We start from the raw sequence: 14800 nt of genomic DNA, 5'->3' as shown, positions 1-14800 counted from the left end.
GAAAGGAATCACCATGAGCAGCCCCAAGCCCGTCGTGGTCTACGGTGCCTCCGGCTACACCGGACGGCTGATCTGCGAGTACCTGCGCGAGTACAACGTCCCGTTCATCGCCGCCGGCCGGGACAAGGCCCGCATCCAGGAGGCGATCGACCACGTGCCCGGCCTCGACACCATCGATCACGACGTCGTCGAGGTCTCGCACGACGTCGAAGCGCTCACCGAACTGTTCCGCGACGCCAAGGTCGTGTGCAACACCGTCGGCCCGTTCAGCGAGTACGGCCACGAAGTCGTCGAAGCCTGCCTGCGCACCGGAACGCATTACCTCGACACCACCGGCGAACAAGACTGGCTGATCGCTTCCGAAGAGCGTTACGGCGCGCAGATGGCCGAGAAGGGCCTGCTGCTCTCCCCCGGTATCGCGCAGATGTACACCACCGGCGAGATCGCGGCGAACCTGTGCCTGGAGACACCGGGACTGGACACTTTGGACATCCTGGTGTTCTGGAAGGGTTATCCCACGGTCGCTTCGACGAAGACCATCCTGGTCAACGCCGCGCTGTCCGCCGCGTACTACCTCGAACAGGACGAGTACCGGCCCTGGCCCGCCGACGGCGGACTGCAGGACGTCACCGTGCCCGGCCATCACGAAACCGGGCTGGCCCTGCCCTGGGGCGGCACCTCGCATCCGGTCTGGTTCAAGAACGACGCGCGCGTGGCCAACGTCAAGGCCGTCGGCGGCGTCTTCGACCGCGCGCTCATGCAGGGTGTGCCGCAGATCGTCGCGGCCGTCCTGGAACAGGTGAAAGACCTTCCGCTGGACGAAAAGATGCGTGTGCTGGCGGAGCAGGCCGCCGCGGTGCGCGACGAGATGCCGCCGCGCGAGAACCAGCGGCTCAACACCTCGCTGGATTCGGTGCACGCCTCGGGGCCGCTGGGCCGCGCGCACTGTGTCATCCACGGGACCTGCAACTACAAGCAGACCGGGTTGATGCAGGCTTACGGCGCCTACTCGCTGCTCCAGCAGCCGCCGAAGCGCGTGGGGTTCGCCTCCGGGTGCCAGGCTTTCGGCCACCGCGAGCTGCTCGGCGTGCTACGAAGCTTCGGGCTGGTTTCGAATCCGGTCTTGACCGTCCACGACTGACCGGAAGGACGAGCGCGTGCGACTGACCGACTACCTCGACAAGGGCGCTTCACTCGATCCGGCGGCGCCCTGCCTCACCATGGGCGACACGTCCCTCAGCTACGGCGAAGTCCAAAAGCTGTCGTGGCAGGTGGGGCGGGCGCTGGCCCGGTCCGGTGTCAAGCCGGGCGACAAGGTGGCGATCCTGTCCGGGAACGATCCCCTGTCGTTCGGCTGCGTCTTCGGGATCAGCCGGGCCGGCGCCGTGTGGTGCCCGGTCAACCCGCGAAACGAGGCCGCCGAGAACAGGGAACTGCTCGACCTGTTCGACTGCACCTGTCTCCTGATGCAGGAGTCGTTCGCACCGCTCGTCTCCCGGATGCTCCCCGACCTGCCGAAACTGTCCACAGTGGTCTGTCTCGACGGCACGATGCCCGGCGCCGTCCCGTTTTCCGACTGGATCGACAGCGCCGATCCTTGGGAGGAAACCCCGGCGGACGACATGGTCCTGCTGGTCGGCACCGGCGGCACCACCGGCCATCCCAAAGCGGTGATGCTCAGCGGCACCAACGTGGAGACGATGTCGGCGCTCACGCTGATGAGCTACCCGTTCACCGGTCGCCCGCGTTACCTGGCGCTGGCGCCGCTGACCCACGCGGCGGGCGTGCTCTGTTTCCCGGTCCTGACCCTCGGCGGCGAGATCGTCGTCATGCCCTCGCCGGACCTCGGCGACTTCCTCGCGCTGGTGGAACGCCGCCGGATCACGCACACCTTCCTGCCACCGACGCTGATCTACCTGCTGCTCGACAATCCGGCGCTGGACGCCGCCGATCTGTCGTCGCTGCAATGCCTTTGGTACGGCGCCGCGCCGATGTCGGCCACCAAACTCGCCGAAGCGATCACCCGGATCGGCCCGGTCTTCGGGCAGTTGTTCGGGCAGAGCGAAGCCCCCATGATGGTCTCCACCCTCGCGCCCGCCGAGCACGTCCATCCCGATGGATCCCTTGCCCTCGAACGGTTCACGTCGGCAGGCAGGCCCACTCCGCTCACCCAGGTCGCGATCATGTCCGACACCGGCGAGCTGCTCCCACCCGGCGAACGCGGCGAGATCGTCGTCCGCGGCTCACTGGTGATGCTCGGTTACTACAAGAATCCGGACGCGACGGCGGAGGCGAGCGCGCACGGCTGGCATCACACGGGCGACATCGGTTACCTCGACGAGGACCATTACCTCTACATCGTCGACCGTGCCAAGGACATGATCATCACCGGCGGGTTCAACGTCTATTCGGCCGAGGTCGAACAGGCACTCATGGCGCACGAAGCGGTGCAGGACTGCGCCGTGATCGGGCTGCCGCACGAGAAATGGGGCGAGCAGATCACCGCCGTGGTCCAGCTCCACTCCGGGAGAACGGCGGCGGCGCAAGAACTCCGCGCCGCGGTCAAGGAGCGGCTGGGCAGCATCAAGACGCCGAAGGAGATCCTGGTCTGGCCGGATCTCCCCCGGTCCAAGATCGGCAAGGTACTCAAGACCGAGATCCGGAAAGCCTTGCTGGACAACGCCTAGCGGCGCGCGAGTTCCTCCGCGGTCGGCAGCGGCCACTCGTAGCGTTCCTTGGCGATGCGGAGGTGGACCCACGTCTCCGCGGTCACGACGTCGGGCCTGCCGCTGATCTCTTCGAGCGCCCGGTCGAGGGCTCGGGCGGACTGCGCGGCGATGGTGGCGACGACGTCGAACCGGCCGATGGTCCTGGCGAGGAACTCGGTGTCCTCCCGCGCGGCGAGCGCGGCGGTCACGGAATCCCCGGCTCCCCGCACGTTCAGGCCGATCCCGCAGACGAGACCGGCGTCCGGCCGGGCGCGGCTGAGCACCGGCGCGATGCGGATGACGTCGTGTTCGACCAGGAAGCGCACGCGGGTGCGGGTGGCCGACGGCGACAGCCCGACGTGCTCGGCGATACGCGCGTAGCTTTCCCGCCCGTCGGCCTGCAGCCGCAGCATGATCGCGAGATCGCGGTCGTCGAGCCGCAACCAGGGCGGCAGCGGGCGGCCGGGCATGAACAGTCCCTTGACCACGTCCACGTAGACCAGGGTGTTGACCTGCTCCACCTCCGGCAGGCCGCGGATGTCGGCCACCGTGCGATAGAGCTCGGGCGAGTCGGGCAAGCGCAGCTCGGCGACGGTCTGGTGATCCCCGCTCACCGCGGAGACGAACGCCGCGGCGGGCAAGGCCGCGATCGCGTCCGTCGTCGCCTGCGAGCGGCCCGAAGTGCGGATCGCGAGGTGCGCGTACGCGGTCAGGCCGAGGAACTCGGGATGGACCGCCGCGACCACGTTCAGCGAGCCGTCGGCCTTGAGTTGCTCGAGCCTGGCCGACACGGCCGACCTCGAAGCCCCGACGCGTTTGGCCAGATCGGCGACGCTCATCCGGCCGTCCGTGCGCAAAACCGCGACCAGCGCGTCGTCCACGACGATTCTCCTCTGCTGAATTTCCGACGGCGAGACGCACCATATCACCAGCGGAAACCCGGCAAAGACAGCCGAGATTGCGCGTTGTGTTCATGATCGCGTGCAGATCGATCGTGAACACCATCCGTATACGACCGATCTGATTGCGCTGACGGTTTTCGTCGCTTACCTTCGCCCCACTTCACCGTCGAAAACCCCAGGAGTCCGCCCGATGCGCCTGTTGCCCCTCGATCGTTCAGTCCTAGACGCGCGAGCGACGATCCTGCTTCCCGATGAGCTGGTGACCGTCGACGACGCCACCGAAGGCGCCGAAGCGGTACTCGTGTTCGGCGAGGAGATCGCCACGGTCGGTTCGGTGGACGAATGCCGTGCCCGCGCGGCGGGCCTCGGCCGTCCCGATCCGGAGGTGCGGCGGCTGCCGGGCACGCTCCTGCCGGGATTCGTCGATCCGCACGCGCATCCCTTGATGTACGGGCAGATGATGACCTGGGTCGACTGCGGTCCCGAACGCGCGTCGACCATTCCCGAGATCGTCGCGCTGCTGCGTGAGGCGGCCGAAAACACTCCGGCGGGCAGGCCCGTCCGAGGTTACGGCTACGAACACCGCAACCTCGCCGAGAAACGCCATCCCCGCAAGGAAGAACTCGACGCGGTCGCCGGCGATCGCGAGGTCTACCTCATGAACGCCAGCGGGCACGGCGGTGTGGTGAACAGCTTCACGTTGCGGCGCAACGGCGTCACCCGCGACACCCCGGATCCCGACGGCGGGGTGTTCTTCCGCGACGAGCACGGCGAACTGACCGGGGAGCTCTCGGACGCCGCGTGCAACATCCTCACCGGCGTCACCGGGGTGAAGGTCGGACGGCATGGACCGAACTTCCACCTCGATGACGAGCCGGAGGAGCACGCGCGGCAGCTGGCCGCGGCGCAGGAGAAGTTCCTCGCCGCCGGGGTGACCGCGATCGGCGACGCCCAGGTCACGCGCCGCGAGTTCGACATGTACCTGCGGCTGGACGAGGCCGGGCGACTCAAGACGCGCGTCCACATGTACTTGCTGTCCCACTTGCTCGACCAGGCCCTGGAAATGGGACTGCACGGCGCTTTCGGCACCACTCGCCTCGCTTTCGCGGGGATCAAGTTCTACGCCGACGGCACGCTCGGCGGCTGGACCGCGTACTTCCCGGACGGCTACGTCGGCGATCCCTGCCGCACCGGGCAGCTCTACCACGACCCGAAGGACTACGCCGCCCTCATCGGCAAGGCCCACGAAGCCGGGCTCCAGACCGCGACCCACGCCCAGTCCCCCGACGCGATCGCCATGGTGCTCGACGCCATCGACGACGCGCAGCAGCGCAATCCCCGGCCGGACGCGCGGCACCGCATCGAGCACTGCGGGCTGCCGTCCCCAGAGCAGATCGAGCGGATGGCCGCGCTCGGCGTCCATCCGGTCAACCAGCCGCAGCACTACTACAACTGGGGCGAAGGCGTCACCGACGCCGTCGGGACTCCCGGCGAGCGGTTCAACCCGCTCGGCGAGTTCCAGGCCGCGGGCGTGCCGGTCACGCTGAGCTCGGACGCCCCGGTCGCGGAACCGAATCCGCTCGAAGCCATCCAGACCGCGGTGACCAGGACGACCCGCCGCGGCCACCGGCTCGGCGGGGACGACCTGCTGATCGACGTCCGGTCGGCCGTCGCCGCGCATACGATCGCCGGCGCCCGGGTGCTCGGCCGGGAACGCGACCTCGGCTCGATCACCCCCGGCAAACGCGCGGATTTCGTGCTGCTGGACGAGAATCCCCTGACCTGCGACCCGAGCCGGATCGCGGGCATCGGCGTGCTGGAAACCTGGATCGACGGCGAGGTGGCCCGATGACCGTCCGAACCGACACACAGTCGCTCCGCCGTGCCCGCCGGGCCGGGCTCGCGGCCTTCGTCGGCACCACGATCGAGTGGTACGACTTCTACATCTACGCCACGGCCGCGAGCCTCGTCTTCGGCACCGTGTTCTTCCCCGCCACCGGCGACCGGCTGACCGGTGTCGCGGCGGCCTTCGCGACGTACGCCGTCGGGTTCTTCGCGCGGCCGCTCGGCGGCATCGTGTTCGGGCACGTCGGCGACCGGGTCGGCCGCAAGACCGCCCTCGTGGTCACGCTGACCATGATGGGCGCGGCGACGTTCCTGGTCGGCTGCCTCCCCGGCTACGGCCAGATCGGCACGTGGGCGCCGATCCTGCTCGTGGTCCTCAGGTTCGTCCAGGGCCTCGCCGTCGGCGGCGAGTGGGGCGGCGCCGTGCTCATGGCCGTCGAACACGCGCCACCGGACAAGAAGACGTTCTACGGCGCGTTCGCGCAGGCGGGCAACCCCGCCGGCGCGCTGCTGGCCACCGGCCTGTTCAGCCTGCTGAGCACCGGCGGCACGGAATGGCTCGCCACCTGGGGCTGGCGGATCCCCTTCTTCGCGTCCGTCCTGCTCATCGGCGTCGGCCTCATCGTTCGGTTGAAGGTCGAAGAGTCACCGGTCTTCGAGGAAACGGTCGAGGAAACCGGCGTGCCCATCCTGTACGCGGTGCGGACGAACTGGAAGCCGATCCTGCTGGGCATCTGCGTGCTGCCCGTCGCGGTCGGCGGCTACTACCTCGTCACCACCTTCGCGACGGCATACGCGACCGACCCGGCCGTCGGCGTCTCCGAATCGCTGGTGCTCAACGCGCTCACCATCGCCGCCTTCGTCGAGCTGGTCGTCAGTTTCGGCGCCGCCTGGCTCGGCGATCGCTTCGGCCGGGTGCGGGTGGTCGTCATCGGCCTGGTCGGGGTCGCCGTGCTCGCGGCGCCGCAGTTCCTGGTGCTGTCGACCAAGAACGCGGTGCTGATCATCGCGGCGTTCGTCGCGATGCGCCTGGCGATGACGGCGACCTACAGCCCGATCGCCGCCATCCTGTCGCAGATGTTCCGGCCGCGGGCGCGCTACACCAGCATCTCGCTGTCCTATCAGCTCGCGGGCGCGCTGTTCGGCGGCCTCTCGCCGTTGGTGTCGACGCTGCTGTTCCAGGCGACCGGCAGTGTCTGGCCGGCGATCGGCCTGCTGATCGGGATGTGCGTGCTGAGCATCGCCTGTGTGCTGGCCGCGCCGCAGCACACCGACGAGGTTTAGCGGATGCGCAAGCGCCGCATGAGTTTCAGGCCGGACAGCATCCCTTCGACGTACTTCTCGTAGGTCTGGCCGCCGCGAGGACCCATGACCTGCTTCTTGAGCACCGCGACGTTCTTGACGTCGGTGTACTTGAGCAGGCCCTGGTCCCCGTGGCGGGCGCCGACGCCGGAGTTCTTGACCCCGCCCGACGGCGTTCCCTTCGAGGCGTACGCGGTGGCCAGGATGTCGTTGATGTTGACGTTGCCGGACTCGATCCGCGCGGCCACGGCACGCGCGGCGCCGACGTCACCGCCCCAGACGGAGGCGTTGAGGCCGTACTCGGTGTCGTTGGCGAGCGCGACGGCTTCGTCGACCGTGCGGTACTTGTGCAGTGCGACAACGGGTCCGAAGGTTTCGGTGACGCCGCAGAGCATGTCCTTCGTGACGCCTTCGAGGATCGTCGGCTCGAAGAACGCCGGGCCGAGGTCGGGTCGCGGCTTCCCTCCACAAAGGACGGTCGCGCCCTTGGCGACGGCGTCGTCGACGTGGGATTTGACCCGGCTCATGTGGTCGACGGAGACGAGCGAACCCATGTCCGGCCCGAAGTCGTAAGCTGCGCGGACGTCGAGGGCCTTGGTCTTGGCCACGTACGCGTTCTTGAACTCCTCGTAGCGGGACTCCGGCAGGTAGATCCGCTCGATGTGCATGCAGATCTGCCCGGTGTTGCCGAAAGCGCCGAAGATCGCGCCCTGCACGGTCTCGTCCGGATCGGCGTCTTCGAGCACGATCATCGGGTTCTTGCCGCCGAGCTCGAGGCAACAGCCGATGAGGTTGCGGCCCGCCTGTTCGCCGATCACCCGGCCGGTGGCGGTGGAACCGGTGAACATCACGTAGTTCGCCTGGCCGATGAGCGTGGGGCCGACGTCGGGGCCCTCACCGCACACCACCTGGAACAGCCCCTTCGGCAGCCCGGCCTGCTCCAGCAGCTCGACGCCGTAGAGCGGGGAGAGCGCGGTCTTGTTGTCAGGTTTCAGCACCACCGCGTTCCCGGCCATCAGCGCCGGGACGGCGTCGGAAATGCCGGTGGCGAACGGGAAGTTCCACGGCGCGATGATCCCGACCACGCCCTTGGGGTGCCGGATCTCGGTGGACGTCGTCAGGAACGGGACCGGTCCCCCGCGTTTCATCGGCGCCAGCAGTTTGGTGGCCCGCGTGAGGTAGTGGCTCATCACCATGGCCGGATCGCAGGTCTCCTCGATCGCCATCCGGCGGTTCTTGCCGCTCTCGACCTGGATGAGGTCGGTGACGGCCGGCGCGTTGTCGACGAAGAGCGTGTGCGCGCGTTTGAACACCTCCAGCCGCTGTTTGAGCGGGGTGGCGGCCCACTTCTCCTGCGCGGCGCGGGCCGTGGTGAACGCCTGCTCGATGTCGGCGGGCGTCGACTGGGGCAGCTCGACGAGCACCTCGCCGGTGTAGACCTCGGTGAGTTTCCAGGTCGCGCCGGACGAGCCCGGCACGCGGGCGACGAGCCTTCGGAGGAACGCGTCGGTCACCGACGCCGGACGGGTGAGCGCGAGCGGTGTGACGGTCATGGCCCTCTTCTCCGTCAGTTGTCCGAAAGGACGAGCTGTGCGCCCATTTCGCCGATCATGATGGCGGGCGCGTTGGTGTTGCCACCGGTGATCGACGGCATGATCGAGGCGTCGCAGACCCGCAGGCCCTCGACCCCGCGAACCTTGAGGTCGGGACTCACGACCGCGAGCTCGTCCACGCCCATCCGGCAGGTTCCGACGCCGTGGTACACCGAGGTCGCGCGGTTCAGGATCGCGTCGCGCAGTTCCTGTCCCTGCAACGCTTTGCCGGGGTGCAGCTCCTCCTTGATCGAGCCGTTGAACGCCTTCGACGCGAAGATCTCGCGGACCATCTCCGAACCCTCACCGAGCACCTCGAGATCGCCCGGATCGGACAGGTACTGCGGGTCGATGAGCGGCGCCGCCGTGGGATCGGCCGAGGCGAGCCGCAGCGTGCCGCGGCTCCTCGGGTAGATCAGCGTCGTGAGCACGGTGAGCGCGGGCCGTTTGTCGACGTCGTGCCGGATGGGCGCGTCCTGGTTCGGCGTCACGTACGCCCACGGCAGGAGATGCAGCTGGAGGTCGGGCACCTCGGCGGCCTGGGAGGTCTTGAGGAAGGCGACCGCCTCGAACACCGAGTTCGCCAGGAACGTCGTCCCGGGCCGCATCAGTTCGCTGACGAGGCCGCGCGCGAAGTACGGCGGCGTGCCCCTGTTCTTGCTCGACGACGCACGGAAGGTCAGCGCGTGGAACATGTGGTCGTGCAGGTTGTCCCCGACCGGCAGATCCGCGACGACGTCGATGCCGTGTTCCTTCAGGTGCTCGGCGTGCCCGATCCCGGACAGCATCAGCAGCTGCGCGGATCCGACGAAGCCCGCCGAGAGGATGACCTCCTTGCCCGCGCGCAGGATGCGCTGCCCGCCGTTCGCGTCGACGACCTCGACACCGACGGCGCGGCCGTTCTCGATGACCACCTTCTTCGCCAGCACGCCGGACTGGACCTGCAGCGTGGCGGGCGCGAGATGGTGGATGTAACCGCGCGAGGCGCTGTAGCGCAGGCCGTCGGCGGCGTTCTGCTGCATCCGGCTGACGCCCTCTTGGGACTCGGCGTTGTAGTCGTCGAGGATGTCGCAGCCGATAGCGTCGGCGGTCGCCTGGAGGAACTGGAGCGTGCCCTCCTGCGGGGTCTTGTTGCGGGTGACCCGGATCGGCCCGCCCGCACCGCGGAAGTCGTTCTCGCCGTCCTCGAAGTCCTCCATCCGCTTGTACGCGGCGTTGACGCTGTCGGCGTCCCAGCCCTTGTTGCCCTCGGCGGCCCAGGAGTCGAAGTTGGCGCGGTTGCCGCGCACGTAGACCATCCCGTTGATGGAACTGGAACCGCCGACCACCTTGCCGCGCGGCACCGGCATCCGGCGATCAAGAACGTGTTTCTGCGGCACCGAGTAGTAGCCCCAGTCGAACGGCTTCTTGAGCTGGGGCACCGCGTGCATCGGGCCGACCAGCCCCGGCTTCTTGACGAGCATCTTCTCGTCCGTCTTGCCCGCTTCGAGCAGGATCACGCTGGCCCCGGCCTCCGCCAGCCTGCCCGCGACCGCGGCGCCCGAGCTGCCCGATCCGACGACCACGTAGTCGGCCTCGTCGCCGCGCGCAGCCCTGTTCGCCATGTCCGCTCCTCGGTCGCCCACCGTGCAGAACTGTAACCTGTTCTAGTTCTGTCACCGTATAGCGAGACCGGCCGGTTCCGCAACGGGCCGTCGCTCCCCGGCCGGCCTTCGAGACCTCAGCGCAGCGGTTCGAGCGCCTTCGCGAGCGGCTCCAGCACGGCGGGGGTGTGCGGCGGCGGCAAGTAGATGATCGCCAGGTCGAGCCCCACTTCACCGAGTGCTTCGGCCTCGGCGGCCACCTTCGCGTAGTCGCCGTCCGTGCCGAGGCGCACGTGCGAGGACAAGGTGATCTCCTTCGGATCCCGGCCGATGTCCGCGCAGTGCCGGTGCAGCACTTCGCGCTTGTGCGCGAACTCCTCCGGCGTGCCGCCGACGAAGTTCCAGTGCTGGGCGTATTTCGCGGTCGTGCGCAGGGTGCGCTTCTCGCCGCTGCCGCCGATGCAGATCGGCGGATGCGGCTTCTGCACACCCTTGGGTTCACAACGGGCGTCGGTCAGCTGGTAGTGCTCGCCCTGGAAGCTCGTGGTCTCCTGCGTCAGCAGGCCGACGAGGATCTCGCAGGCCTCCTCGAAGCGGTCACTGCGCTCCTTGATGGTGCCCAGCTCCATGCCGTACGCGCCGGATTCCTCTTCGTTCCAGCCCGCGCCGACACCGATCTCCAGCCGTCCGCCGGAAACGATGTCCAGTGTCGCGGCCATGTTCGCGAGCAGCGCGGGGTGGCGGTAGTGGATCCCGCTGACCAGGGTGCCCACCCGGAGCCGTTTCGTGGCCTGCGCGAGCGCGGTGAGCGTCATCCACCCTTCCAGGCAGGGGCCGGTCGAATCCGAGAAAATGGGATAGAAGTGATCGAAGGTCCAGCCCGATTCGAAGAGTTCGATCTCGTCGGCGGCCTGCCAGACGGCGAGCATGTCGGACCAGACGGTGTCCTGCGGCGAAGTCTTGATGGCGAATCGCATGTTCTTGATCGTAATCCTGGAGTTCCTCCAGACGCTCCCGAAATTCAGCGGGCGATACCCCGGCGAAGATAGTCGTCGGCGTCCACTCCGGACTCGACGAGCAACGCGTGCGTGTGCTCCCCCAAAGCCGGGACGTCGCCCATGCACGCCTCGAAATCGTCGAACGTCACCGGCGGCAGCAGCGCGTCGATCCGGGCGAATTCGGTGCCGACCTTGCGCCAGCGATCGCGCGCCCGGAGCTGAGGATGGTCGGCGACCTGACCGACGTCCTTGAGCTGTGCGGCGGGAACACCGGCCGCGGCGAGCCGGTCGTCGAGCTCGCGGTTGGACCACAGCGATGTCCTCGCGGCGACAGCGGCGTCGCATTCCGCGCGGTGGGCGACCCGCTTGACGTTGGTGGTGAAGCGCGGATCGTCGGCGAGTTCGGGCGCGTCGAGGACGTCGGTGACCAGCGTGCGCCAGCCGGTGTCGTTTTGGACGCCGATGAGCATCTGGCCGTCACGCGTCGGAAAGGCGTCGTACGGCGCGATCGAACTGTGGCTCAGCCCCATCCGCTCGGGCTCGGTGCCGGCGTACATCCGGGTGTAGAGCGCGTATCCCATCCATTCGACGGTGGCTTCCAGCATCGAGACCTCGATCGTCGCACCCTCGCCGGTGCGCCAGCGGCGCAGCAACGCCGCCAGCACCGCCTGCGCGCAGTACATGCCCGAGGCGATGTCGGCGGTCGGGATGCCCGTCTTCGCCGGAGCGTCCGGGGTGCCGGTGATCGCGATGAGCCCGGCCTCGGCCTGGACCAGCATGTCGTAGGCCTTGCGCCGCTCCATCGGCCCGCCCGCGCCGAACCCGGACAGGTTCACCACGACCAGCTCGGGGTGATCGGCCCGCAGATCGCCGAAACCGAGCCGCTCCGCCGCGCCGGGCGCGAGGTTCTGTACGAACACGTCGGCCTTCGCGACCAGCCGCCGGACGACGTCACGGCCCTCGTCGGTCTTGAGGTCGACGGCGAGCGATTCCTTGCCCCGGTTGAGCCAGACGAAATGCGCGCCGCTGCCGTGGACGGCGTGGTCGTACGCGCGGGCGAAATCCCCGCCGTCGACGCGTTCGACCTTGATCACCCGCGCGCCGAGGTCGGCGAGGTTGCGGGTGGCCAGCGGTGCGGCCACGGCCTGTTCGACGGCGACGACGGTGACCCCGTCGAGTGGCCTCGTCATGCTTTCTTCTTCTCGGCCCGCACCAGCCCACCGCCGATGATCAACCGCTGGATCTCGCTCGTGCCCTCGTACAGCCGCATCAACCGGACGTCCCGGTAGATCCGCTCGACCGCGACCTCGCGCATGTAGCCGCTTCCGCCGTGGACCTGCACCGCGAGATCCGCGGCCTTGCCCGCCATCTCGGTGCAGAACAGTTTCGCCGCCGACGGCGCGATCCGCCGGTCCTCCCCCGTCACATACGCCCGCGCGGCCTCACGGGCGAGCGCGCGACCGGCGAGCACACCGGTCTGCTGATCGGCCAGCATCGCTTGCACCAGCTGGAAATCCCCGATCGGCGTGCCACCCTGGGTCGCCGACGCGGCATACGTGACGGACTCGTCCAACGCCCGCTGCGCCGTCCCGACGGCGAGGCCCGCCATGTGGATCCGCCCGCGCGCCAACGACGTCATCGCCGCCTTGTAGCCGACTTCGCCGTCTCCACCGACCAGCGCCTCGGGCCCGACTCGGACCTGCGAGAACGTCACGTCCGCGGTCCGCGAACCCTCCTGCCCCATCTTGGCGTCCTTCGCCCCGACCGTGATGCCCGGCGCGTCGGCGGGCACTAGGAACACCGCGATCCCGGTGTCCGTCCGCGCGAACACCACGAACAGGCCGGCCTCGGTGGCGTTGGTGATGAACTGCTTCCCGCCGTCGATCACCCAGCCGTCACCGTCCGGCTTCGCACTGGTCCGCAACCCGGCCGGATTCGACCCAGCGCCCGGCTCGGTCAGTGCGAACGACGCGACGACCTCACCTGACGCGATCCCCGGCAGCCACCGGGCCTGTTGTTCCTGGGTGCCGAAACCGACCAGCACCTGCCCGGCGATCCCGTTGTTCGTGCCGAACATCGACCGCAACGCCAGCGACGTGTACCCCAGCGCCATCGCGACCTCGACGTCCTGCACCAGGTCGAGGCCGAGCCCGCCCCACTCCTGGGGGATCGCGTACCCGAACAGTCCCATCTCCGCGGCCTGCGCCCGCAGATCCGCCGGAATGGCGTCCGTGTTCATGATCTCCAGCTCACGGGGCATCACCCGGGTGCGCACGAAATCGTTGATCTGGCCGAGAACGTCCGCGAACACGTCGTCGGGGACGTCGGGGTTGCCGGTGTACATGCCCTCACTATCGATCACCATCCGGGCGAGGTCCACACCCTCGGGTGGACCTCGCCGCGGGACCTACCGGAGATGTTGATCACCGTCCTAACGTCGAACCATGCGTAAACGAACCGCTTTCCTTTCCCTTGTCAGCGCCGTCGCCCTGTGCTTCACGATTCCGGCGGTGGCCTCCGCGGCCGACGGCGAATTCACCTACCGCTATTACGACGAAGACGAAGAAATCCAGGTCGGCACCCTGGTGGATCCGCCCAGCGGCGAATGCATCGAAATACCCGAAATAGCGGACTGGGACGTCGACGCGTTCCGTCCGCGGAACGACACCGATTCGACCGCGGTGGTGTTCCTGGACGACGATTGCTCGAGTGATTCCTACTTCTCGCTTCGCCCGAACGGCGGCCGGGGCTCGGACAGACTTCTCCTGCGCTCGGTCATCTTCAGTTAGGCCGAGCGGCCGTCGACACCGCGGTCCGCGCGGCGAGGGATGAGCCGCGGGGGTGGTCAGGTACGAGGGCGACCTCGAAGGCGCACGCTATCTGGTGCTGGTGCCGGAAACTGGAACGGCACGCTCGTGCTGTGGAGCCACGGGATGTACTCCGTGGCGTATCCGGAACCCGATCGGATCGCGCTGACGTCACAGCCCGCGACCGAGTCTTTCCTGCTGGCGCCGGGATACGCGCTGGCCGCGTCCCAGTATCGGACCGTGCGTGGCTGGTCGATCGAGGAGGCGCTGATCGACCAGACCCGGTTGCACGACTGGTTCACCCACACGATCGGCCCGACGCGACGCACCATCGCGGCGGGCGAATCGGTGGGCGCGATCACCGCGACCCTGCTCGCCGAGCGGAATCCGCGCCGGTTCGACGGCCTGATGTCCTTCTGCGGCACCCTCGCCGGCGGGGCCACGCACTGGAATTCGTCGCTCGATGTCGGGTACGCGCTGAACACGCTGCTCGACGCACGGCTGCAGCTGGTGCGGATCACCGATCCCGCGGCCAACGTGGGCAGATTCGTCGACGTGGTGCAGGCCGCCACCGCGAATCCGGGAGGCAGGGCGCGGCTCGCGCTGGCGAACGCGCTGGCCGAGATCCCAGGCTGGCTGGACGCCACGCAGCCCCGCCCGCAGGACGTCGCGGATCAGGTTTTCTGGCAGGGCGTCTGGGATCGCTTCTACCGCGCCGGCGCGTTCGGGATCGACCGGGTCGCGCTGGAACAGCGGGCCGGCGGCAACCCGGGCTGGAACGTGGGCGTCGACTACCGGCGGATCCTGGCGAAGTCCGGCGAACGGACTCTGGTGGAACGCGCCTACGCGGAGGCGGGGCTCGACCTCGGCGCCGACCTCGACCGGCTGGCGAAGGCGCCGCGTCCGCCTATCTGGCCCACTTCGGGCTGCCGCTGGGTCGCACGGCGGTCCCGGTGTATTGACCTGGGAGGTTGGGGACGCGGCTGGCGGGTGGTTTGCCGGCGAGTGCGGTGTGGCCGCGGTGGTGATTGTAGGTGTGGAGCCAGTCTGGGTAGGCGTCTCG

At 68.5% G+C, this 14800-nt stretch carries 11 protein-coding genes and 1 pseudogene; 6 read left to right on the top strand and 6 right to left on the bottom strand.

Going from position 1 to position 14800, the window contains the following annotated elements; genetic code table 11:
* Positions 1 to 13: 13 nt before the first annotated feature.
* Positions 14 to 1141, top strand: a complete 1128-nt coding sequence (locus tag ACSMFO_RS38770) for a DUF5938 domain-containing protein (protein WP_436462374.1) — start codon at positions 14 to 16, stop codon at positions 1139 to 1141.
* 16 nt (positions 1142 to 1157) lie between these two features.
* Entirely contained in the window at positions 1158 to 2687 is a 1530-nt protein-coding gene (locus ACSMFO_RS38765; RefSeq protein ID WP_436462373.1) for an AMP-binding protein, read from the top strand.
* Here ACSMFO_RS38765 and ACSMFO_RS38760 read toward each other — a convergent pair.
* Positions 2684 to 3589 carry an Lrp/AsnC family transcriptional regulator gene (locus ACSMFO_RS38760; protein WP_436462372.1) on the bottom strand — a complete coding sequence of 302 codons (906 nt, stop codon included), beginning with the start codon at positions 3587 to 3589 and terminating at the stop codon, positions 2684 to 2686. The genes ACSMFO_RS38765 and ACSMFO_RS38760 overlap by 4 nt on opposite strands.
* A gap of 211 nt (positions 3590 to 3800) precedes the next feature.
* Here ACSMFO_RS38760 and ACSMFO_RS38755 point away from each other — a divergent pair, with 211 nt between their 5' ends.
* Both ACSMFO_RS38755 and ACSMFO_RS38750 read left to right on the top strand, forming a co-directional pair.
* The gene (locus tag ACSMFO_RS38755) at positions 3801 to 5462 is read left to right on the top strand and encodes an amidohydrolase (protein ID WP_436462371.1); all 1662 of its coding nucleotides are present in this window, start codon (positions 3801 to 3803) and stop codon (positions 5460 to 5462) included.
* Positions 5459 to 6739: an MFS transporter gene (locus ACSMFO_RS38750; RefSeq protein ID WP_394361911.1), complete on the top strand. Its 1281-nt coding sequence runs from the start codon at positions 5459 to 5461 to the stop codon at positions 6737 to 6739. Before ACSMFO_RS38755 ends, ACSMFO_RS38750 begins: the two co-directional genes overlap by 4 nt.
* Here ACSMFO_RS38750 and ACSMFO_RS38745 read toward each other — a convergent pair.
* From ACSMFO_RS38745 to ACSMFO_RS38725, 5 genes are all read right to left on the bottom strand, one after another.
* Entirely contained in the window at positions 6736 to 8310 is a 1575-nt protein-coding gene (locus ACSMFO_RS38745; protein ID WP_436462370.1) for a succinic semialdehyde dehydrogenase, read from the bottom strand. The two genes, ACSMFO_RS38750 and ACSMFO_RS38745, sit on opposite strands and share 4 nt — an antisense overlap.
* A gap of 14 nt (positions 8311 to 8324) precedes the next feature.
* Complete coding sequence (locus ACSMFO_RS38740; protein ID WP_436462369.1) at positions 8325 to 9953, bottom strand: GMC family oxidoreductase; 1629 nt, start codon at positions 9951 to 9953, stop codon at positions 8325 to 8327.
* A gap of 116 nt (positions 9954 to 10069) precedes the next feature.
* On the bottom strand, positions 10070 to 10909 hold the full coding sequence (locus ACSMFO_RS38735) for an LLM class F420-dependent oxidoreductase (protein ID WP_436462368.1): 840 nt from the start codon (positions 10907 to 10909) through the stop codon (positions 10070 to 10072).
* Positions 10910 to 10953: 44 nt separating this feature from the next.
* Complete coding sequence (locus ACSMFO_RS38730) at positions 10954 to 12120, bottom strand: CaiB/BaiF CoA transferase family protein (protein WP_436462367.1); 1167 nt, start codon at positions 12118 to 12120, stop codon at positions 10954 to 10956.
* Positions 12117 to 13274, bottom strand: a complete 1158-nt coding sequence (locus ACSMFO_RS38725; RefSeq protein ID WP_436462388.1) for an acyl-CoA dehydrogenase family protein — start codon at positions 13272 to 13274, stop codon at positions 12117 to 12119. Before ACSMFO_RS38725 ends, ACSMFO_RS38730 begins: the two co-directional genes overlap by 4 nt.
* Before the next feature lie 100 nt (positions 13275 to 13374).
* Between ACSMFO_RS38725 and ACSMFO_RS38720 the strand changes: the two genes are divergently transcribed.
* On the top strand, positions 13375 to 13719 hold the full coding sequence (locus ACSMFO_RS38720) for a hypothetical protein (protein WP_436462366.1): 345 nt from the start codon (positions 13375 to 13377) through the stop codon (positions 13717 to 13719).
* Between the two features lie 144 nt (positions 13720 to 13863).
* Positions 13864 to 14800 (top strand): annotated as a pseudogene (locus tag ACSMFO_RS38715) (hypothetical protein); the annotation flags it as partial.

This window comes from Amycolatopsis sp. w19 (assembly GCF_051373225.1).
In the GTDB taxonomy this organism is placed as follows: domain Bacteria; phylum Actinomycetota; class Actinomycetes; order Mycobacteriales; family Pseudonocardiaceae; genus Amycolatopsis; species Amycolatopsis japonica.
This window is presented reverse-complemented; position numbering and strand designations above follow the sequence as displayed.